At 39.8% G+C, this 21,892-nt stretch carries 16 protein-coding genes; 11 read left to right on the top strand and 5 right to left on the bottom strand.

Translation table 11 applies throughout. The features are described 5' to 3' along the window. The first annotated feature begins 40 nt into the window (after positions 1 to 40). Complete coding sequence (locus FNW07_RS01340; protein ID WP_126742227.1) at positions 41 to 496, top strand: DinB family protein; 456 nt, start codon at positions 41 to 43, stop codon at positions 494 to 496. Here the strand turns inward: FNW07_RS01340 and FNW07_RS01335 are convergent. Further along, positions 489 to 1,235, bottom strand: a complete 747-nt coding sequence (locus FNW07_RS01335; protein WP_126742226.1) for a DUF3298 and DUF4163 domain-containing protein — start codon at positions 1,233 to 1,235, stop codon at positions 489 to 491. The genes FNW07_RS01340 and FNW07_RS01335 overlap by 8 nt on opposite strands. Positions 1,236 to 1,338: 103 nt before the next feature. On the opposite strand from FNW07_RS01335, the gene FNW07_RS01330 reads away from it, so the two are divergent. Further along, a complete protein-coding gene (locus tag FNW07_RS01330; RefSeq protein WP_126742225.1) occupies positions 1,339 to 2,487 on the top strand; it encodes a cystathionine gamma-synthase in 1,149 nt (382 codons plus the stop codon). A gap of 50 nt (positions 2,488 to 2,537) precedes the next feature. Here FNW07_RS01330 and FNW07_RS01325 read toward each other — a convergent pair whose 3' ends face one another. Next, the gene (locus tag FNW07_RS01325) at positions 2,538 to 3,314 is read right to left on the bottom strand and encodes a glutamate dehydrogenase (protein ID WP_126742224.1); all 777 of its coding nucleotides are present in this window, start codon (positions 3,312 to 3,314) and stop codon (positions 2,538 to 2,540) included. A 261-nt stretch (positions 3,315 to 3,575) separates the two neighbouring features. On the opposite strand from FNW07_RS01325, the gene gdhA reads away from it, so the two are divergent. The 5 genes from gdhA to FNW07_RS01300 all read left to right on the top strand — a co-directional run bounded on the left by gdhA (position 3,576) and on the right by FNW07_RS01300 (position 12,095). Beyond that, the gene (gene gdhA / locus FNW07_RS01320; RefSeq protein WP_126742223.1) at positions 3,576 to 4,919 is read left to right on the top strand and encodes an NADP-specific glutamate dehydrogenase; all 1,344 of its coding nucleotides are present in this window, start codon (positions 3,576 to 3,578) and stop codon (positions 4,917 to 4,919) included. A gap of 126 nt (positions 4,920 to 5,045) precedes the next feature. Beyond that, positions 5,046 to 7,343 carry a T9SS type A sorting domain-containing protein gene (locus FNW07_RS01315; RefSeq protein WP_126742222.1) on the top strand — a complete coding sequence of 766 codons (2,298 nt, stop codon included), beginning with the start codon at positions 5,046 to 5,048 and terminating at the stop codon, positions 7,341 to 7,343. 5 nt (positions 7,344 to 7,348) lie between these two features. After that, positions 7,349 to 8,062: a DNA repair protein RecO gene (gene recO / locus FNW07_RS01310; protein ID WP_126742221.1), complete on the top strand. Its 714-nt coding sequence runs from the start codon at positions 7,349 to 7,351 to the stop codon at positions 8,060 to 8,062. Between the two features lie 187 nt (positions 8,063 to 8,249). Then, entirely contained in the window at positions 8,250 to 11,708 is a 3,459-nt protein-coding gene (gene ileS / locus FNW07_RS01305; RefSeq protein ID WP_126742220.1) for an isoleucine--tRNA ligase, read from the top strand. A gap of 6 nt (positions 11,709 to 11,714) precedes the next feature. Further along, positions 11,715 to 12,095 (top strand): TraR/DksA C4-type zinc finger protein, encoded by a 381-nt coding sequence (locus FNW07_RS01300; protein ID WP_126742219.1) that lies wholly within the window; start codon positions 11,715 to 11,717, stop codon positions 12,093 to 12,095. Between the two features lie 51 nt (positions 12,096 to 12,146). On the opposite strand, the gene FNW07_RS01295 is transcribed toward FNW07_RS01300, so the two are convergent. Then, a complete protein-coding gene (locus FNW07_RS01295; protein ID WP_126742218.1) occupies positions 12,147 to 13,394 on the bottom strand; it encodes an LVIVD repeat-containing protein in 1,248 nt (415 codons plus the stop codon). A gap of 146 nt (positions 13,395 to 13,540) precedes the next feature. On the opposite strand from FNW07_RS01295, the gene FNW07_RS01290 reads away from it, so the two are divergent. Beyond that, positions 13,541 to 14,134: a lipoprotein signal peptidase gene (locus tag FNW07_RS01290; protein ID WP_126742217.1), complete on the top strand. Its 594-nt coding sequence runs from the start codon at positions 13,541 to 13,543 to the stop codon at positions 14,132 to 14,134. A 298-nt stretch (positions 14,135 to 14,432) separates the two neighbouring features. Here FNW07_RS01290 and FNW07_RS01280 read toward each other — a convergent pair whose 3' ends face one another. Together FNW07_RS01280 and FNW07_RS01275 are read right to left on the bottom strand one after the other, a co-directional pair. Beyond that, a complete protein-coding gene (locus FNW07_RS01280) occupies positions 14,433 to 14,996 on the bottom strand; it encodes a 5-formyltetrahydrofolate cyclo-ligase (RefSeq protein WP_126742215.1) in 564 nt (187 codons plus the stop codon). Between the two features lie 8 nt (positions 14,997 to 15,004). Beyond that, complete coding sequence (locus tag FNW07_RS01275) at positions 15,005 to 15,979, bottom strand: succinylglutamate desuccinylase/aspartoacylase family protein (protein ID WP_255512713.1); 975 nt, start codon at positions 15,977 to 15,979, stop codon at positions 15,005 to 15,007. 157 nt (positions 15,980 to 16,136) lie between these two features. On the opposite strand from FNW07_RS01275, the gene uvrC reads away from it, so the two are divergent. The 3 genes from uvrC (at position 16,137) to FNW07_RS01260 (ending at position 21,730) form a co-directional block, all read left to right on the top strand. Next, on the top strand, positions 16,137 to 17,930 hold the full coding sequence (gene uvrC, locus FNW07_RS01270; protein ID WP_126742475.1) for an excinuclease ABC subunit UvrC: 1,794 nt from the start codon (positions 16,137 to 16,139) through the stop codon (positions 17,928 to 17,930). A 5-nt stretch (positions 17,931 to 17,935) separates the two neighbouring features. After that, the gene (locus FNW07_RS01265) at positions 17,936 to 20,149 is read left to right on the top strand and encodes a patatin-like phospholipase family protein (RefSeq protein WP_126742214.1); all 2,214 of its coding nucleotides are present in this window, start codon (positions 17,936 to 17,938) and stop codon (positions 20,147 to 20,149) included. Between the two features lie 90 nt (positions 20,150 to 20,239). Further along, positions 20,240 to 21,730, top strand: a complete 1,491-nt coding sequence (locus tag FNW07_RS01260) for an amino acid permease (RefSeq protein ID WP_126742213.1) — start codon at positions 20,240 to 20,242, stop codon at positions 21,728 to 21,730. Positions 21,731 to 21,892: the final 162 nt, after the last annotated feature.

Here is a 21,892-nt window from a genome sequence, read left to right as displayed (position 1 = left end):
ATTTGAAATGAAATTTACTATTTTTATAAAAAATTTAATCATGCAACGAACATTCGATATTACCGTCACAGGCAGAAATTTACTGTTACAGTTTTTAGACAATTACACTTTGGAACAGTTGAATAAAATCCCGGACGGCTTTAAAAATAATTTACTTTGGAACATTGGTCATATTGTAGTCGTGCAGCAGATGCTGGTTTATAAACTCTCCGGATTGCCGATGATGGTTTCCGACGAAATGGTCGAGAAATATAAAAAAGGAACCACACCTGAAGGAAAAGGAACCCACGAGGATGTCGAAGAAATCAAATCATTACTGTTTGAAACACTGAAGCAGACGCAGGCCGATTTTGATGCCAGCATCTTCAAAAACTACAACGAATTTACGACCATGTACGGGTATACCCTAAAAAATGCCGAAGATGCGATGGCTTTCAATTACTACCATGAAGCAATGCATACCGGAATGATGATGGGTATCCGCAAGTTTATTTAAGTTTTAGAAGTGTCCCTGCTTCGTTATACGGGATCACTATTTCAATAGGACCTTCGGCATAGGAAGCAATTTCGTATTGGTTGTAATACAAAAGCAATCCCTTTTTTATATAAAAGATATTAGCCGGTAATTGGAATTTTTCCTCCTCGAACATCATGCCTTTTGAGTTGATTGGCTCCTGGTCCGGAATGGTAAATTTGGAGCGAAATTTTTGTTCGGCTAACTTTTTAAAGGCTTTTATATCGGTAAATAAGTCTGTGTTATGAAGGGATCTTCCGGTTTTTGGGTCAATTAAAATTGAACGCAGTCCACCATAACCGTGCGCACCACCCGTAAAGGAATAATGGTCGATTTTGATATTCAGTAATTCTTCCGTTTGATGAAGGACATTTCCTTCGACTGTAGCCTTCCACGGAATGCTGTAATCCGGGAAATCTTTGTATAGCTGTTCGTAGGAACCAATAAAGGAGGCTAATAAATCTTCATAATTGCTGGAAACATAGGGCTTTTCGCCAAAATAGATAATCTCTTTCGCTACTGAAAAAATTTTATTGTTGATGCTGTCGGCAACGATTTTCACATTACTGGCAACCGGAATAATCACTTTTACTGAAGTGCAGGTGTCTTTGCAAAGAACAGTGGATTTCTTTTCATAGGTTGTGGTGGTAAAAACCAATTCATCTTTACCGCAGCTCGTAAGTAAAAAACCCAGTGTTAAAAAGCAAAGCCATTTTTTCATAGCAAAAAGTGTTAATTAATTATAAAGGTATTCCTTTGAAACTTGGTTAAAAAGAATTAAACGGTAAATTTGTTTAATTATTGAGAATTAAAAAAACTATTATATGAAATTTAATACAAAAACTATTCACGGTGGGCAACATCATGATCCAAGTACAGGAGCCGTAATGCCGCCGGTATATCAAACTTCTACTTTTGTACAAACCAGTCCGGGTAAGCCTTTGGGTGATTACGAATACAGCCGCGCTTCAAATCCTACCAGAACCGCACTTGAAAATGCTTTGGCTAGTATTGAAAACGGAACGCGCGGATTGGCTTTTTCATCAGGATTAGCTGCTACCGATTGCGTGCTTCGCTCTTTTAAGGCAGGAGATGAAATTATTGCTATGGATGATCTGTACGGCGGAACTTATAGAATGTTTACCCGTATCTATAAAGATTCCGGTATTAAATTTCATTTCGTTGACATGAATGATATTGACAAATTCAAATCATTAATCAACGAGAATACCAAATTGGTGTGGGTGGAAACGCCCACGAACCCATTGATGAAATTGGCCGATATTGAGGAAATTGCGAAAATCACCAAAGCAAAGAAAATCCTTTTTGCGGTAGACAATACTTTTGCGACACCATACTTGCAGAAACCATTGGATTTGGGTGCTGATATTGTAATGCATTCGGCCACCAAATACTTGGGAGGCCATTCGGATGTAATTGCAGGAGCACTTATTGTTAAAGATGAAGCATTAGGGGAACAACTGCATTTTCAGCAATTCGCTACTGGTGCTACCCTTGGGCCAATGGACAGCTTTTTGGTTTTGAGGGGAATAAAAACGTTGCATTTAAGAATGCAGAGACATTGTGAGAATGGTGAAAAAATTGCGGCTTATCTGGATAAACATCCAAAAGTAAAAACGGTATATTACCCGGGATTGCCATCACATCCCTTTCATGAAATTGCCAAAAGACAAATGAGTGGTTTTGGCGGAATGGTAACGTTCACTTTTGTTTCTGGTAAAAAAGATGATGCCATTCGGTTCCTGGAACAATTGGACGTATTTACTTTGGCAGAATCATTAGGTGGTGTAGAATCCTTGGCCAACCATCCGGCGTTAATGACCCACGCATCGATTCCCGAAGACAAAAGAAAGGAAATCGGAATTACCGATGATTTAGTTCGGTTAAGTGTAGGGGTCGAAGATGCGGAAGATCTTATTGAGGATTTAGAACAGGCATTCAATGCTATCTAAAAACAAAAAAGCCCGATGTAAAATCGGGCTTTTTTGTTTTATAATTCTTCCTATTGTAAATAATAGATATAACCGAAGTTTAACCAGACATTCCAGTCATTCGCTTTATTTTCTTTATAAACGGTTGGATCAGGATTTAAACCATCCACCCAATTCGAGAAATAATATTGCACTCGTAAATCAAGCATCAAATCGCTCAATGGAGTTAATTTATATCGCGTCCCTACACTCGAAACGACCGACCAAACGGTTCCTCCTGAATTGGTAAAAGCACCAAAATATTTTGGGTATGATGCAATTGACGAATCCAAAGACCCCATAGTGGAATATGCTTCCGGATCGTAAAAACAAAATTGGCCACCCAAACTCACAAACGGAGCCAAACTACCAATAGTAGCAGTAAAGTCACGGATGCTTAAAGGGAAAAATTCCAATTGCATTCCGACATTAGTTACAGCGGTACTGCCTCGCATGGCTCTTAATTTCTCTCCAGTTGGAGAATCTTTGTCAGCCCATCTTCCAAAGTGTTTCAATTCGGTTTTATTATAGGATAATTCACTTCTTAGTTTAAAGTGATCGTTGAAATAAGTTTCCGGGGTATAACAGTTACATTCCGCCTTATATGAAAAGTTAAGGTAATGAATAATACCAATTCCTAGACCCGTATTTCCTGCATTCGTAGACAAATCATGTCGCTCTCCGTAGTCGGATTGAAACGCAACCGGCCCAGTGATAGCACCAACTTCATGAGAAAAGCCAAATTGAGCCTCGACTTCATTGGAGTAACCAAGTAGCACTAAGCAAAGTATGAAAATATATTTGGGCATTTGTGATAATGTATTTACAATTATGGACAAATATATAAAAACATCATTCAGTAATAAAATAAAATCATTAAATACTTGATAAACTGTAAAAAAATCAGAAAAAGTTTAAATCAAACCTTCAATAAAGGACTTTAGATAAAATTTCCTAACAAAAAGATAAAATCACTGAGAATTTAAAAAAAATTACTGCACTATTCTTATAAAATGTATATTTGTCGGATTAAACAAAAACCTAATTTAAACGTTAATAACCTAATAATCATGTCACAAAGTATTCAATCTTTTGTTGAAGCAGTTGCTAAAAGAAACCCAAATGAGCCTGAATTCATGCAGGCAGTACACGAAGTTGCTGAAACAGTAATTCCGTTTATTGAAGAAAATAAAAAATACCAAAACAAAATGCTTTTGGAAAGAATGGTAGAATCTGAGCGTGTAATCATGTTTAGAGTAGTATGGATGGATGATAACGGAATCACTCAGGTTAACAGAGGATACCGTATTCAGATGAATTCAGCTATCGGGCCATACAAAGGAGGAATCCGTTTCCATCCATCTGTAAACTTGAGTATTTTGAAATTTTTAGCATTTGAGCAAACGTTCAAAAACAGCTTGACAACATTGCCAATGGGCGGTGGAAAAGGTGGTGCTGATTTTGACCCAAAAGGTAAATCAGATAACGAAGTAATGCGTTTCTGTCAGGCATTCATGACGGAATTGTCTAAGCACATCGGTGATAACACCGACGTACCAGCCGGAGATATCGGTGTTGGCGGAAGAGAAGTTGGATACATGTTTGGTCAATACAAAAGATTAAGAAACGAATTTACCGGAGTTTTAACCGGAAAAGGAATTTCTTTTGGAGGATCATTAATCCGTCCGGAAGCAACTGGATATGGTGATGTGTATTTTGCACAAAGTATGTTGAAAACTAAAGGAGAAAGCTTTACAGGGAAAATTGTAGTAGTTTCCGGTTCAGGAAACGTAGCGCAATATGCTGCTGAAAAAGCCACTCAATTAGGAGGTAAAGTCGTGACTTTGTCTGATTCATCAGGATATATCTATGATGCTGATGGAATTGATGCTGCTAAATTAGCACACATCATGGAAATCAAAAACGAACAAAGAGGAAGAATCAGCGAGTATTTGACCAAATATCCAAACGCGAAATTCGTTGCAGGAAAGCGCCCTTGGGAAGTAAAATGTGATGTGGCCCTGCCATGTGCAACTCAAAACGAATTGAACGAAGAAGAGGCTAAAGTGTTGGTTGCTAACGGATGTATCTGTGTAGCGGAAGGAGCTAACATGCCTTCTACGCCGGAGGCAGTTATTGTTTTCCAAAAGGCAAAAATCTTATTTGCGCCAGGAAAAGCTTCCAATGCAGGTGGAGTAGCAACTTCAGGTTTAGAAATGTCTCAAAACTCTTTGAGATTAAGCTGGTCTTCTGAAGAAGTAGACGAAAGATTAAAAGTAATCATGTTGGATATTCACGCTTCTTGTGTAGAGTACGGTTCTGACGGAAACGGATATGTTGACTACGTAAAAGGAGCAAACATTGCCGGATTCGTTAAAGTGGCGGATGCTATGTTAGCGCAAGGTGTGGTTTAATTGCAAAACATCATTTTTAAATATAAAATGCCTTCCGATTTGGGAGGCATTTTTTTTTACTTCTTATATGAAAAGTAAAATAATTCCGTTTTGTATTATATTTGTCTTTCCAACAGATTAGATTAAATGAAAAAATATTCTATAGCGCTACTTTTCCTGATTGCAATTCAAATTGGCTTTGCCCAAAACGACCAACTATGGAAGGGTTATTTTTCTTATAATGAAATTAAGGATGTCTCTCAATCCCCTGCTGTTTTTTTTGCTGCTGCCGAAAATGCGCTGTTTTCTAAAAATCTGAACAATAACGTTCTAAAGACAACCAATACCGTAGATGGGCTTTCTGGCCAAACGATTACTGCAATTCATCATAGCACTGCTCTGAACAGGACGATTATAGGGTATAAAAATGGCTTGATGATTGTAATTAATGAGGCTGATGGAAGTATGATAAATGTCGTGGATATTATATCCAATGGAGTCAATCAAAATCTAAAAAAAATCAACCATTTCATGGAATACAATGGAATTGTCTATGTTTCCTGCGATTTTGGGATTGTACAGTATAATCTGGCTACTTTAGGATTTGGTGACACATACCGAATCGGGAATGGAGGGGCAGAAATCAGAGTAACTCAAACCGCTGTTTTTAATGGCTTTATTTATGCATCAACTTCCAGTGGAATCCGAAAAGCCAGCATTACCAATCCCAATTTAAATGATTACAATCAGTGGACGACATTGAACGGGAATGGCTGGGCCAGTATTGAAACTTTTGGCACCGAATTGTTGGCGGTAGCTGTTTGGGGGGAAATGTACCGGTTCAATGGGGTTGCTTTTGTTAATTTTTCGAATTTCCCAATGGCTACAATGGATATGAGAAACTCCGGAGGATATTTAATAGTTACAATTCCGAACACCGTTTATGTGTACAATCAAAGTCTGGCATTGGTCGCGCAGGTCAATAGTAGTGCTATTCCTGAGATGATTCCTAAATTTACCTGCGCCACAATTATTAATGATACAATCTATATTGGAACTTCAGAAAATGGTGTTGTCACCACGACTGTTAGCAATCCCTCTGTTTTTGAATATATGAATCCTGATGGACCTGCCTTAAATAATATTTTCTCCATTAACACCAGTTCAGATAATCTCTGGGCGGTGTACGGGGATTACACAAAACAATATGATCCGAATCCGTTCCGCTACAGTGGAATCAGTAAATATAGGGACAATCAATGGCTTAATATTCCGTATAGTGAAGTGCATTTCCCCGGAATTGATGTCGTGGATTTAGTGCGGGTCACCGTCAATCCAAAAAATGAAAACCAAATATTCGTCAGTTCTTATTATTCAGGCCTTGTCAAATTTGAAAACGATCAATTAGTAACGGTTTACAATGAAACGAACAGTACTCTGGAGTCTATTTCCGCCAGTGATCCGCCATATGCCAACATTAGGATAGAACAAAGCGCATACGACAAAGCTGGCAATTTATGGATGACAAATGGCTTGGTGGCCGATGGTCTTAAAGTACTTAAGCCTGACGGAACGTGGCTTTCCTATAATACCACAGCACCTTTTCCAAACCCTATCGAAGGCCGGTTCGGAAAATTGGTTATCGATAAGAATCAAACAAAATGGATGTGCACCATTAATGAAGGCCTGGTGGGCTTCAATGAAAATGTAACCCCGAATTTCAGAAAAATAAGAACGGGTGCTGAAGATGGGAACTTGCCCTCCAATGATGTCCGGGTAGCCACTATCGACAATAAAAACCAGATGTGGATTGGAACTACCAGTGGTTTAAGGGTACTCTCCAGTGTTGATCGTTTTTTGAGCGCTGACCCGTTGACCACAAATGCGATTATTATATTGGAAGATGATCTCGCGCAGGAACTACTGTTCGAACAGTTCATCAACGATATAGTCGTGGACGGTGCCAATAATAAATGGATTGGAACTGCCGATTCCGGCGTCTTCCTGCTTTCACCAAACGGACAAGAAACGATTTATCACTTTACAGCCAGTAACTCACCCCTGCCAAGCAATGTCATCAACGATATTGATATTAACGGAAAAACTGGCGAAGTTTTTATCGCTACCGATAAAGGAATGGTTTCTTTTAAAGGAACTTCCACAGAGGCAAGCGGCGATTTGGGGAATGTTATTGTCTACCCTAACCCGGTGCGTCCGGAATTTGAAGGAACGGTAAAAATCAGTGGACTGCTCAATAAATGTAACGTCAAAATCACCGACATCGGAGGGAATTTAGTACACGAAGCCATTGCCGAAGGCGGAACCATCGAGTGGGATACCAAAGCATTCGGGAAATACAAAGTGGCTTCCGGAGTTTACATGATATTTATTTCGGCACAGGACGGTGTCGAAACCAAAGTCAAAAAAGTAATGATCATCCGATAATTTACGTGCAAGTCAAAACCAAAGCCATTGTCCTCAGCGCCATCAAATACCAGGAAAAAAGCCTGATTGTAAAATGCTTTACCCAATCTGACGGGCTCAAATCATATTTTGTCCGCGATGCGTTTTCCTCGCGGAAAAGCAATCAGAAAATAGCCTATTTCCAGCCTTTGACGATTCTTGAAATTGAGGCTGTGCATAAAAATAAAGGCACGTTGGAAAACTTCAAAGAAATCAAATTAGCGGCCACTTTCCAGACGATTCCCAACGACGTGGTCAAAAGCACGATGGCGATGTTCCTGTCCGAAATGCTGCACCACAGCATCCATGAGGAAGAAAAAAACGAACCGCTGTTCCTGTTTTTGGAAGCGGCATTACTGTGGCTCGATGCCAATGGTGATGTCGCCAATTTCCATCTGATCCTGCTTTTTGAAATCACCAAATACCTCGGATTTTATCCAGATACTTCCGATATGGATTTTCCTTTTTTTGACCTGACCGAAGGCATTTTTACCCCTTTTCACGGCGTAAATTCGCTTTCCGATCACGAAACCCAGCTCTTCAAAAAACTTATCGGCCTCAAATTCGGCAGCAGCCAGAAATCCTTTCATGTCATTGAAAGACAACTGCTGCTGAAAATCATCATCGATTATTACAGCTTCCATCTCGAGGGCTTCCAAAAACCCAAATCACTCGACGTTTTAAAAGTCATTTTCTCGTAAATATTCTGGGCGTGACCACAAGGGTCGGGCTATCCGCTGCAAGTCCTCATAAAATTCCGCTGTAGCTCCATTTTATTGCGGGCTTTCCGCTGTTATCCCTCACGCAACCCAAAACTTATAACTTAGAACATATCACTATTTATTCAAAATTGATTACTTTCGCACATTGATTAAAGAAAACGACAAAATGAGTGCAAAATTCACTGAATACAAAGGACTTGACCTGCCAACGGTAGCGTCAGAAGTGCTTGATTTCTGGAAAAAAGAAAACATCTTCGAGAAAAGCGTCACCACACGTGAAGGGAACCCGCCATTCGTGTTTTTTGAAGGCCCGCCTTCAGCAAACGGACTGCCTGGTATTCACCACGTTATGGCCCGTGCGATTAAAGATATTTTCTGTCGTTACAAGACCCAAAAAGGATTCCAGGTAAAGCGAAAAGCCGGCTGGGACACCCACGGTTTGCCGGTAGAATTGGGAACCGAAAAAGAATTGGGAATCACCAAAGAAGATATCGGGAAAACCATCTCCATCGAAGAGTACAACGAAGCTTGTAAAAATACCGTGATGCGGTATACCGACGTGTGGAATGACCTGACCGAAAAAATGGGATATTGGGTTGATATGGAAGATCCATACGTGACCTATAAACCCAAATACATGGAGAGTGTTTGGTGGATTCTGAAACAGATCTATAACAAGAATCTGATGTACAAAGGCTACACCATCCAGCCTTATTCTCCAAAAGCCGGAACCGGATTGTCCTCTCACGAAGTGAACCAACCGGGTTCATATCGTGATGTGACCGATACGACCGTGGTAGCGCAATTCAAAGTATTGGAAAACCAACGCGAATCACTGTTTACGAAATTTTATGATTACATTACCTCCAAAGACATGCAGCATTACAAGCTGGATGCATTAGATCTGGAGGATATCTATTTCCTTGCCTGGACCACCACTCCATGGACCTTGCCAAGTAATACGGCATTGACCGTAGGTCCGAAAATCGAATATGTTCTGGTAAAAACCTTCAACCAATATACTTTCCGTCCGAACGCTGTCATCCTGGCTAAAAACTTGGTTGGAAAACAATTCGGGAAAGGATTTTTTGAAAGCAAAGAACCATCTGACTTTGAAAATTTCAAAGAAGGAGACAAAAATATACCGTACCAGATTCTGGCCGAATGCAAAGGAGCTGACTTGGTCGGAATCCGCTACGAGCAATTAATGCCGTATGCCCTTCCGTACCAAAATCCTGAAAATGCGTTCCGAATAATCTCTGGAGATTTCGTTACTACCGAAGACGGAACCGGAATTGTACATACAGCCCCGACATTTGGTGCCGATGATGCTAAAGTGGCCAAAGAAGCCACACCCGAAGTGCCGCCAATGTTGGTTTTGGACGAAAGCGGAAACCCAGTGCCTTTAGTGGATTTACAGGGAAGATTTACATCACATATGGGTGAATTCGCCGGAAAATATGTGAAAAACGAATATTATAACGATGGTGAAGCACCGGAACGTTCCGTGGATGTGGAATTGGCCATTCATTTAAAAGAAGAAAACAAAGCCTTTAAGGTGGAGAAATATGTCCACAGTTACCCGCATTGCTGGAGAACTGACAAACCGATTTTATACTATCCTCTGGATTCATGGTTCATCAATGTAACTCAGGTAAAAGACCGGATGTTCGATCTGAACGAAACCATCAACTGGAAACCAAAAGCAACCGGAGAAGGACGTTTCGGCAACTGGCTTAAGAATGCCAACGACTGGAACCTGTCGCGTTCCCGTTATTGGGGAATCCCATTGCCAATCTGGAGAAATGAGGAAGGAACTGAAGAAATCCTGATTGGTTCGGTAGAGGAATTATACAACGAAATCGAAAAATCAATCACTGCCGGTATCCAGGGAGAAAATCCTTTCAAAGGTTTTGAAATCGGAAACATGAGCGAAAGCAATTATGATCTGGTTGATTTACATAAAAATGTAGTGGATCAAATCGTGTTGGTCTCGCCAACCGGAAAACCGATGAAACGCGAAGCGGATTTAATTGACGTTTGGTTTGATTCGGGATCGATGCCGTATGCGCAGTGGCATTATCCTTTTGAAAACAAGGAATTAATTGATGATAATAAAGCTTTCCCGGCGGATTTTATAGCCGAAGGAGTCGACCAAACCCGAGGATGGTTTTATACCCTGCACGCTATCGGAACCTTGGTTTTTGATAAAGTGGCCTATAAAAATGTAGTGTCCAATGGACTGGTTCTGGATAAAAATGGGCAAAAAATGTCAAAGCGTTTAGGAAATGCAGTGGATCCGTTCCTGACCTTGGCCGAATATGGTCCTGATGCGACACGTTGGTACATGATATCGAATGCAAATCCATGGGACAACCTGAAATTTGATATCGAAGGAATTGCTGAGGTGCGCCGAAAATTCTTCGGAACCCTTTATAATACGTATTCATTCTTTAGTTTATATGCCAATATTGACGGATTCAAATACGCGGAAACGGAAATTCCGTTAAACGAAAGACCGGAAATTGACCAGTGGATTATCTCGGAACTGAACACGCTGATTGCTGACGTGGATGGTTTCTATGCAGATTATGAGCCAACCAAAGCTGCCCGGGCGATTTCTGAATTTGTACAGGAAAACTTGAGCAACTGGTACGTTCGTTTGTGCAGAAGACGTTTCTGGAAAGGCGAATACGCGCAAGATAAAATTGCCGCTTATCAGACTTTGTATACCTGTTTATTGACGGTTGCCAAGTTGGGAGCGCCAATAGCACCATTTTTCATGGACAAGCTTTACCGTGATTTAACGTTGGCGACACAGTCAGAAGGATTTGTCAGCGTACATTTGGCCGAGTTTCCAAAGAGCGCAAATCACTTTGTCAACAAGTCATTGGAAAGCAAAATGCAGAAAGCGCAGACGATTTCATCATTGGTATTGTCGTTGCGCAAAAAGGAAATGATCAAAGTGCGTCAGCCTTTACAGAAAGTAATGATTCCCGTATTGGATCAGGCGCAACGTGCAGAGATTGAAGCAATTTCGGATCTGATTAAAGCGGAAGTAAATGTTAAGGAGATTGAGCTTCTGGATGATGCTTCCGGCATACTCGTAAAGCAGATTAAACCAAATTTTAAAACTTTAGGCCCTCGTTTCGGAAAAGATATGGGTCTGATTTCCAAAGAGATACAAAATTTAACACAAGAACAGATCAATATACTTGAAAGAGATAACAATATTAATTTTATTATTGCAGGAAAAAGCATAACTTTAACATTAGAAGATGTAGAAATCACCTCTCAGGACATTGAAGGATGGCTTGTTGCCAATTCGGGAAATATTACAGTTGCTTTGGATATCACGATAACCGAAGACTTAAGAAGAGAAGGAATTGCAAGAGAATTGGTCAACAGGATTCAAAATTTAAGAAAGGATTCCGGCTTTGAAGTAACCGATAAAATCAAAGTGTATGTGCAGCAGGATAGCGCTATTGAAGCGGCAATCAAAAGTAATGAGCAATACATAAAAGACGAAACGCTAACGGAAGAATTGGTTATTCTGGAAAAAATAGATAACGGTACAGAGATTGTATTCGACGAAGTAAAAACAAATTTATTAATTTCAAAGTAAGGGATTATGGTAGAGCAAACCACTAGATACTCAGATGCTGATTTAGCAGAGTTCAAGGAAATCATTTTAAATAAAATAGAAAAAGCACAATTCGATTTAGATCTGATAAAAAGCGCCTATATGAATGATTTGAATAACGGTACAGACGATACGTCGCCAACGTTCAAGGCTTTTGAAGAAGGAAGTGAAACCATGTCTAAGGAAGCCAACTCGCAGCTTGCCATTCGCCAGGAGAAATTTATCCGCGATTTAAAGAATGCCCTTTTCCGTGTTGAAAGCAAGACCTACGGCGTTTGCAAAGTAACTGGACAATTAATAAATAAGGAAAGACTGAAAATTGTACCTCATGCAACCATGAGTATCGAAGCAAAAAACCTGCAGCGATAATTTTTTCATTAAGATAAAAAAAGCCCCGTTCATAGCGGGGTTTTTTTGGTTTTAGAAATTAACGATACTGATGACTTCTAGGGTAAAATCAGCACCATAACTGTATTGTATAATTTTATTTGCTCCAACGGCTATTAAATGGGTGTTCAGCGGAATCACATCGGTTACATCATCAGGATAGGAATTGCGCAGGGTCAGATTGGAGGAATCAGAAGCATCAAAAACCTTCAAGCCTTCCGAACCACAACATACATAAAGGATGTTTTCTCTAAACCCCAACCCATAAGGTTGTGCTACTAAAGTGGTAGATAGCAATGTTGGGCTTGAAATATCAGTCACATCAATAACATTAACCTGATCTTCGATGGCGCCGCAGGAATTTCCACCACGAACAGTAATATACGCGGTGTCCATAAATACTACCACCGGATCGCAGGCCGTAGCATGTGAAAAAGTAGAGACAAAATAAGGATTGAATGGATCCGAAGCATCCACTATGTGCATCCCAGTAGTGGACCCTACAAATAAATTGTGTTTCTGCATAAAAAGCGTTTCAAACTGGCCGCCGCCAAACCAATCCATCATAGTTACTGCCTTGTCAAAAAATGCACCCAGAGGATCAGTGATGTTGAATACCTTTAACTGATAACTGTCTATCGTGTATAATGCGTTGTTATTGATTTGAAAACGGGCGTACGAACCGCCGGTCCCTATTGAAACCCCATTGGAACTTTCAAAGGCACCTAAAGCATCGTTAGCCAAAATCAATTCCTGGCCATAGGGACGGTTTCGGGTTTCCAATGTAAATCCGACTACCAACTCATCGGGATCTGCTGTAACGGTATAGTCATAATATTCAGCGGAGGCAGGATAGGAAGGATTAAAGGTTACAGCATTTTCGAGCGTTTGAGTTAAATGGATATTTGAAATGTCACTAATATCAAAAATCGTCAAATCAGTATAATTATCGGCATACAAAGTATTGTTTTTTACCGCAATATCATGGACGCCATCCAGATGTATAAAAGCAATATTCTGTGGCGTGGCAGGATTATGGTTGTCAAATATATGGATTCCCTCTTCCTGTGCGATGTAAAATAAGTAGTTTTCGGTTACATATATTTTTCCGTCAGACTCTGAGGTCCGGGCGCCGGTAACGTTCACGCTGCTGCGGATGGCAGCAAGGGTTTTGACTATGGGCACAGCAAAAACGGCCTGCTCGTTCGGAGTGTCATCAGAAGTACAGGATGAAAAAACCCCAACTAAGCAGGTCACTAAGATAAATTTAAAGGTTTTCATAGCAAATCACTTTTAGTTTATACAAATGTAAGAAAAGCAACGTCTAAAACATTAAAATTGAAACCATTAAATCTTTCAAAACATTTGGATTATTCTCTTTTTTTGTCTGATAATATTGCTATTTTTGCACCACAAAAAAAAATATAATGTCACTAAAAAAAGCCTATTTCATCGTATTTCTGATTCTTCTTGTGGATCAGGTTTCTAAAATATACATCAAAACCCATTTTGTTTTAGGCGAAGAAGTAAATGTATTCCAGTGGTTTAAAATTCTTTTTATAGAAAATGAAGGAATGGCTTGGGGTACCGAAATACCGGGGGAGTACGGAAAAATTATCCTGACTCTTTTCCGATTGGTGGCGGTAACCGGAATCGGCTATTGGTTATGGGATGCCGTTAAGAAGAACAGCTCTCCTTATTTGGTAGCTTCCATAGCATTGATTTTGGCCGGTGCATTCGGAAACATTATTGATTCTGTTTTTTACGGAGTAATTTTCAGCGACAGTTATCACAGTGTCGCTACGATTTTTACGGATCATCCTTATGGAACTTTTTTTCACGGAAAAGTTGTTGATATGTTGTATTTCCCTATTTGGGAAGGCAACTTACCTTCATGGTTTCCAATTTGGGGTGGAAACAATTTCACTTTCTTCAATGCCATTTTTAATATCGCGGATATGGCCATTTCCACAGGAGTGGGAATTTTAATTGTATTCAATAAAAAAGCGTTTCACAAATAAAAGTTGAGCTGACCGAAAAAAAAAAGACCTATTCAGATTTGAATAGGTCTTTTGTTTTTATTTTTTATTGTGTCCGGGTGCAAATCGCCTGGCACTTTTCTGTCCGTGTATTTTCTTGGCCTGTCCCGGCGGTAGCGGTTTGGCTTTATATGATGATCTGTTAGTGCTTCTGGTGCTCGTGTGAATGCTACAGTTTGATAACGAAACAGCAAAAATAGCTGCGGTAAGGGTTGCAGCGAATTTTGAATACTTAAATGCTCTCATATTATTTACAATTTATTTCGGCGAAAATACGTTTTTAAAAGGAATATACCGCAGTCGGGGTGACGCAATAGTCTAATTGCACATCTTTTTCAAACACATCGTCAATGAATTCTTCACTTTCAAAATGACACAATCCAATCTTTATTACATCAGGCTTGCATTCGGATAACAGGTTGTCATAGAATCCTTTGCCATAACCTACCCGATGTCCTTTAGCGTCGAATGCCAAAAGCGGCACGAAAACAACATCTATTTTACTTGAAGGCACCTCAATCCCATCTACCGGCTCGGGAATATTGTATTGGTTCTTTTTAAGTTTGGTATTGTCCGTCAACAGGAAATGCTTCATTTTACGGGTATCAAAATTGGCCTGCGACACCAGTATTTCTTTGTCCTTTCCGGATAAAAGATGTAAAATATATTCTGTATTCACTTCTTTTTGTTCGGTAATAGGCAGGAAAATATGAAAATACACCTTGTCCCAAATAGGAAGTCGAAGCAACTCATTGGCTATAGCCAGACTCTTCTCTTCGATTTCATCTTCCGAAAGCGCTTTGCGTAAAACAACATATTTGGCCCGTAATTCCTTTTTTAACATGATAATAATTAGTTTTCCAATGTTTTTGAAATATGATAAACGGCATCTCCCTGATAAACAATGGGAGCGTCATTAACATTAATGATGTATCCCGAATTCGGGGCTTTTACCTTATGTTCGACCTTCCCGTACGGATCTGAAATCGTGGCCAACAGTTGTCCTTTTTCTACCAGCTGCCCAATTTTAGTGTAGCCATGAAACATTCCGGAAAACTTGGCGCGGACCCAACCGGACTTTTCGATATAAATAGTCTTGCTTTTTGGCGTTGATACTTTTTTACTGCCATTCAGCATACCAAAGTGATGCAGTACTCTCTTGGCCCCATTAATGCCTTCCTGCGTAATCTCTTCATTGATATTAACGGACTTACCACCTTCAAACAATAGCATTTTTACCCCTAATTTGTCACACGAACTACGAAAAGTCCCTGGAATATTCCTGGAATAAAGGGAGAAAGGAGCGTTGAACACATCAGCCAGAGCTTTTAATTCGGCATTATCCGGCGCAATCCTTACCTGTGGAGCATTAAACCGGCTGGCACCTCCGGCATGAAAGTCGATTACATAATCCACTTGGGGTATGATTTCTTTCAGCAGATGATAGGCGAAACGGCTAGCTAAAGAACCCATTTTACTGCCCGGAAAAACCCGGTTCAGGTCCCTTCCGTCAGGAAATTCGCGTGTCTGGTTTACAAAACCGAACACATTGATTACCGGAATGCAAATAATGGTGCCGATTTTAGGTTTGTTGATTTTTTGGATGATGAGCTGGCGTACAATTTCGATTCCGTTAATCTCATCACCATGCAGGCCTGCAGATAATAATATAGTCGGACCGTCAATTTTGGAACGCTCCACAATGATTGGGATTTTTAATTTGGTCATCGTATGGAGTTTCGCAATTTCCATGTTGATGGTCTTGCTCTCTCCGGGTAAAATCGTTTCCTTTAAAATCGTAATTTCTTTGTGTTCGGGGTGATCCATAGTAGGTTAAAAATATAAAAGTAGAAAATTAATCCGAACGCACGTCAAATAACTGCTTTCGTTGAAAAAGAAATAAGAATGGCCCGATTTTCGCTTTTGAAAAATGTTATTCGTAATTTTGAATCCTGAACCCAAATTAAAAAAAGACATACCCCAAATGAGTGTTATTTCTTTAGAACTCCAGATACAAACTTTGCCGGACGGTCCCGGCGTGTATCAGTATTATGATAAAGAGGATAAAATTCTGTATGTGGGCAAAGCCAAAAATCTAAAAAAACGAGTTGCTTCCTATTTCAATAAGGTGCACGATACGGCAAAGACCAATGTGCTGGTAAGGAAAATCGTGACCATCAAGCATATCGTGGTCCCGACCGAAACCGATGCGCTGCTGCTGGAAAACAACTTGATAAAAACATTGCAACCGCGTTATAATGTGCTGTTGCGCGATGATAAAACCTATCCGTGGATTTGTATTAAAAAGGAATTGTTCCCAAGAATTTTTTCCACCCGGAGAATGATCAAAGACGGATCGGAATATTATGGACCCTACACCAGTTTTAAAACCGTACACACCATTATGGACATGATCAAAGAATTGTATCCGTTGCGGACCTGCACCTATGATTTGAATAAATCCAATATTGAAACCGGAAAGTTCAAGGTATGCCTCGAGTACCATCTCGGCAATTGCCTTGGTCCTTGTGAAGGGCATCATATGATGGAGGACTATCAGACGCAAGTAGATGCGATACGCGAAATACTCAAAGGGAATTTCAAGGAAAGCATGAAGGGTTTCAGGAAAAGGATGAATGACTATGCTTCAAAAATGCAATTCGAGGAAGCTCAGAAAATAAAGGATAAAATAGCAATTCTTGAAAATTACCAGTCAAGATCCACGATTATCAATCCTAAAATCTCCAATATTGATGTGTTTTCCATAGTTTCAGATGAAAGTGCCGCGTATGTGAATTTTTTAGAGATTTCACATGGGTCCATAATCCGTTCCTTCACCCTAGAAATTAAAAAGAAACTTGATGAGCCTGACGAGGAATTGCTGGAACTCTCTATAGTCGAATTACGGGAGCGATTTCAGTTATTGTCCAAAGAAATTATAGTTCCTTTTATGGTCAATGTTGGTGAAAATATAAAAGTGACTATCCCGCAGTTGGGAGATAAAAAACAAATTCTGGAATTGTCCCAGCGCAATGCCAAGTTCTACCGCATCGAACAATTAAAACAATTGCAGATTGTCGATCCGGAGCGTCATACGACACGCATTATGGCGCAGATGCAAAAAGATTTAAGGCTTCCCGTAGAACCACGACATATTGAATGTTTTGATAATTCGAATATTCAGGGAACCAATCCGGTAGCGGCCTGCGTGGTTTTCAAAGACGGAAAACCCAGCAAGAAAGATTACCGCCATTTCAATATAAAAACGGTAGAAGGACCCAATGACTTTGCTTCCATGGAAGAAGTGGTCTACAGAAGATACAAACGCTTGTTGGATGAAGAGGAACCGTTGCCACAACTGATCATCATTGATGGTGGAAAGGGTCAATTATCCTCCGCGCTGAAAAGTCTTGACGAATTGGGATTACGAGGTAAAATTGCGATTATCGGCATTGCCAAACGACTGGAAGAATTGTTTTATCCGGGGGATTCGGTGCCATTATATCTGGATAAAAGATCGGAATCGCTGAAAGTAATTCAGCAACTTCGGAATGAGGCCCATCGTTTTGGGATCACTTTTCACCGTGATAAAAGAAGCAAGGCAGCGATTCAGACCTCGATAGAAACGATTCCGGGGATTGGCGAAAAGACCATGCTGACCCTTATAAAACATTTCAAATCCGTGAAAAGATTAAAATTAGCAACCGAAAAAGAAATTTCCGATGTGGTAGGACTTTCAAAAGCAAAAAAAATTACCGACTTTTACAAAACCAATTAACCGTAATGAAACAGCTTGTCCTCTTTGTTCTCGTTTTTTTCATGTCGCTTTCTTCTTTTTCGCAGGAAACGGTTAAGCCTAAATTAAAAATTGGCCTTGTTCTTAGTGGGGGTGGTGCCAAAGGATTTGCGCATATCGGGGTTTTGAAAGTACTCGAAGAAGCCGGGGTAGAAGTGAGTTACATTGGGGGAACCAGTATGGGAGCGGTAGTGGGCGGTTTGTATGCGTCGGGATACAATGCTCATCAGATTGATTCTATTTTTACGTCCACTGATTTTGATGAATTATTAAATGATTTCGTTCCACGATCTTCCAAGAATTTTTACGAAAAGCGCAACGACGAACTGTACGCGCTGGCATTACCCTTCTATAAATTTAAAGTAGGGATCCCTACTTCCTTATCCAAAGGGATCTACAATTATAACTTACTGACCCGACTGACCCATAATGTACGCCACGTGCGGGATTTCAATCAGTTACCGATCCCGTTTTTATGTATGGCAACTGATATCGAAACGGGCGAGGAAGTGTTGATCAACGAGGGGTTTCTGGCTCAGGCGATGTTGGCCAGTTCCGCTTTCCCAACCCTGTTTTCACCTGTTGAAATCAATGGCAAATTACTTGTTGATGGGGGTGTGACCAACAATTATCCGATTGATGAGGTGCGTAATTTGGGGGCGGATTATATTATTGGGGTCGATGTGCAGGATGATCTGAAAGACCGGAAAGGATTAAAAGACGCTACCCGGATATTGGTCCAGATTTCCAATCTTCAGATGAATGACCGGATGCTGCAGAAAATTTCGCAAACCGATATTTATATCAAACCGGATATCTACGGATTTGGAGTGATTTCTTTTGGAGAAGGAAAGGAAATCATCAAAAAAGGTGAAGAAGCAGCGTTTTCAGTTTATGAAAAAATAAAATTATTGGCAGATAAATCCAACGGCGGTTATGTAAAACCAAGAAATAAAATTTTTGGGGACAGCCTGCAGATTAGAAATATCAACGTCAATACATTGGCAAATTATACCGAATCGTATGTGGTAGGAAAATTAGGTTTTAAACCAGGCCAGAAGATAAGTTATAAAGATGTCAGAAACGGAATTGATAATTTAACGGCAACCCAAAATTTCAGTTTTATTACGTATACACTGGATTCGAATGGCGACGGTGATGATCTGAATGTTAGTCTTACCGAAACTTCAAACAAAACATTCATCAAATTCGGATTGCATTATGATGGTTTGTATAAAAGTGGGCTCTTAGTGAACCTCACCCAGAAAAAAAGTATTTTCAAAAACGACATTGCTTCCCTGGACGTGATTCTGGGGGATAATTTCAGATATACATTAGATTATTATCTCGATAATGGTTTTCACTGGAGTTTTGGATTCAAATCCAAGCTGAATGCTTTCAACAAAAATGTGGGAACCGATTTCAGTGAGGGGCAATTGCTGATGGAGTTGGGACTCAAAAGCATTAATATTGATTTTTCCGATTTTTCTAATCAGGCCTATTTACAGACCGTATTTCTGAAAAAAATGCTAATTGGTGCCGGACTGGAATACAAGCACCTGAAAATAAAATCCAAAACATTGGAAAATACCACACCAACACTCGAGAATAGCGATTATTTAAGCGCTTTTGGGTATATGAAATATGATTCTTTTGATAATAAATATTTTCCCAAACGAGGATTTTATTTTTCCGGTGATTTGCAGTCGTACCTTTTTTCGTCCGACTACACCAATCAATTTAATAGATTTTCGATTGCCAAAGGAGAAATTGCAATTGCCAAAACTTTTTTCAGGAATGTTACGGTAAAAATTCAATCCGAAGCCGGCTTTGTCATCGGGAATCACAGCTTACCGTTTTTTGACTTTGTATTGGGAGGATACGGCTATAATTCGGTTAATAATTTCAGGCATTTTTATGGATATGACTTTCTAAGTCTCGCCGCCGACAGCTATATCAAAGGGGCCGTTACCCTGGATTACGAAATTTTTAAAAGAAATCACCTGAATTTCACGGCCAATTATGCCAATATAGAGGATAATCTCTTTGATACGGGTGAGTGGCTGACCCATCCCAAGTATAATGGGTATGCTGTGGGGTACGGGCTGGAAACCATTATAGGTCCCGCGGAACTTAAATATAGCTGGTCCCCGGAATTAAGCAAAGGTTTTACCTGGATTTCGGTTGGATTTTGGTTTTAAAATGAAAAATGAATCTTACGCTGAATTTTATTGTTTGATGTTATAGAAAAAGCAATATATTTGGGTTCTAAAAAACCAAACACTTATTTTATGTCTATTTGGAAAAGAAAATCAATGGCGCTATTACTTGCAGAGGCGTCAGAATCTGAAAAAGGATTAAAAAGAACATTAACAGCATGGTCACTTGTAGCACTTGGAATCGGAGCTATTATTGGAGCCGGGCTATTTGTGAGGACAGCAACAGCTGCCGCACAAAGCGCAGGACCATCTGTAACCATTGGATTTATTGTCGCGGCTATTGGTTGCGCATTAGCAGGATTGTGTTATGCTGAACTATCTTCCTCTATTCCAATTGCAGGAAGTGCTTATACATACACCTACGCCACCATGGGCGAATTGCTTGCCTGGATTATTGGATGGGATTTAATTTTAGAGTATGCTGTCGGAGCAGCAACTGTAGGGATTGCGTGGAGTGAATACCTCAATAACTTACTGGTCAATGTGCTTCATACGAGTCCAATTCCTTATGAATGGTGTCATTCGCCATTTCAGACTTCTCCTGACGGAGTAAGCGGAATTATTAATTTACCGGCTTTGTTTATCGTTGCGGTAATCAGTTTGCTTTTGATTAAAGGGACTCAGGAGTCCGCTTTTGTAAATAGCTTAATTGTTATAGTAAAAGTAACCATAGTAGTGTTGATTATTGTTTTAGGCTGGAATTTTATTAATCCGGCAAATCATACACCATATATCCCAGCACCATCTGTTTTTACAGACGAACATGGAGTGGGTCATAGTTTTGGGGGTATTTGGGGAATTCTTGGAGCGGCAGGTACTGTGTTTTTCGCCTTTATTGGTTTTGATGCAGTAAGTACGGCAGCACAGGAAACAAAAAATCCAAAGCGCGACATGCCGATCGGAATTTTAGGATCATTAGCAGTATGTACCGTTTTATATATCCTTTTTGCACATGTATTAACAGGACTTGAAAGCGTTGAGTTTTTCAGAACTGGCGGAAAAGAAGCTTCGGTGGCAAATGCAATAACCTCGGCGATGCCTGGTTATGAATGGTTATCGCAGTTTGTAACGGTTGCTATTTTATTCGGATTTACATCCGTAATATTAGTAATGTTATTAGGTCAATCCCGTGTTTTTTACTCCATGGGTAAAGATGGTTTGTTGCCAAAAGCATTTGGTGACCTGCATCCAAAATTCAAGACACCATACAAAGCAAATTTAGCAATTTTAGTCATTGTTGGATTATTCGCCGCCTTTGTTCCTGGAGATATCGTGGGTGACATGACCAGTATTGGAACGTTATTCGCTTTTATCCTTGTTTGTATTTCTGTAATTGTTTTAAGAAAAACGCATCCGGAGATGAAAAGAGAATTCAAAACACCTTTCGTACCTTTAGTTCCAATTCTTGGCGTTATTGTATGTTTAGCTATGATTGCAGGACTGGGATGGACAAACTGGTTGCGATTGGCAGCCTGGTTAGCTATAGGACTGGTGATTTATTTCTTGTATGGAAAGAAAAACAGCAGACTGAACAACGGACCGGATAACGGATCAGATATTTAATAAAAATTAAAAGTATAAAAAGGCATTAAACAGGAGATTTATCAATTGTTTAATGCCTTTCTCTTTTGTAAATATTTCACAAGAAAGACGGTCAAAATTTAAATTTTTCCGATATTTGTTTCTATGAAATGAGCATGCGAATTACATATGCCTTTTAAAGGG

The organism is Flavobacterium sp. GT3R68 (genome assembly GCF_007109225.1).
Taxonomy (GTDB): domain Bacteria; phylum Bacteroidota; class Bacteroidia; order Flavobacteriales; family Flavobacteriaceae; genus Flavobacterium.
This window is presented reverse-complemented; position numbering and strand designations above follow the sequence as displayed.

Bases quoted from the DNA above. Each gene is read 5' to 3' on its own strand.
- FNW07_RS01340 (WP_126742227.1), top strand. From the start codon at position 41: ATGCAACGAACATTCGATATTACCGTCACAGGCAGAAATTTACTGTTA.
- FNW07_RS01335 (WP_126742226.1), bottom strand. From the start codon at position 1,235: ATGAAAAAATGGCTTTGCTTTTTAACACTGGGTTTTTTACTTACGAGC.
- FNW07_RS01330 (WP_126742225.1), top strand. From the start codon at position 1,339: ATGAAATTTAATACAAAAACTATTCACGGTGGGCAACATCATGATCCA.
- FNW07_RS01325 (WP_126742224.1), bottom strand. From the start codon at position 3,314: ATGCCCAAATATATTTTCATACTTTGCTTAGTGCTACTTGGTTACTCC.
- gdhA (WP_126742223.1), top strand. From the start codon at position 3,576: ATGTCACAAAGTATTCAATCTTTTGTTGAAGCAGTTGCTAAAAGAAAC.
- FNW07_RS01315 (WP_126742222.1), top strand. From the start codon at position 5,046: ATGAAAAAATATTCTATAGCGCTACTTTTCCTGATTGCAATTCAAATT.
- ileS (WP_126742220.1), top strand. From the start codon at position 8,250: ATGAGTGCAAAATTCACTGAATACAAAGGACTTGACCTGCCAACGGTA.
- FNW07_RS01300 (WP_126742219.1), top strand. From the start codon at position 11,715: ATGGTAGAGCAAACCACTAGATACTCAGATGCTGATTTAGCAGAGTTC.
- FNW07_RS01295 (WP_126742218.1), bottom strand. From the start codon at position 13,394: ATGAAAACCTTTAAATTTATCTTAGTGACCTGCTTAGTTGGGGTTTTT.
- FNW07_RS01290 (WP_126742217.1), top strand. From the start codon at position 13,541: ATGTCACTAAAAAAAGCCTATTTCATCGTATTTCTGATTCTTCTTGTG.
- FNW07_RS01280 (WP_126742215.1), bottom strand. From the start codon at position 14,996: ATGTTAAAAAAGGAATTACGGGCCAAATATGTTGTTTTACGCAAAGCG.
- FNW07_RS01275 (WP_255512713.1), bottom strand. From the start codon at position 15,979: ATGGATCACCCCGAACACAAAGAAATTACGATTTTAAAGGAAACGATT.
- uvrC (WP_126742475.1), top strand. From the start codon at position 16,137: ATGAGTGTTATTTCTTTAGAACTCCAGATACAAACTTTGCCGGACGGT.
- FNW07_RS01265 (WP_126742214.1), top strand. From the start codon at position 17,936: ATGAAACAGCTTGTCCTCTTTGTTCTCGTTTTTTTCATGTCGCTTTCT.
- FNW07_RS01260 (WP_126742213.1), top strand. From the start codon at position 20,240: ATGTCTATTTGGAAAAGAAAATCAATGGCGCTATTACTTGCAGAGGCG.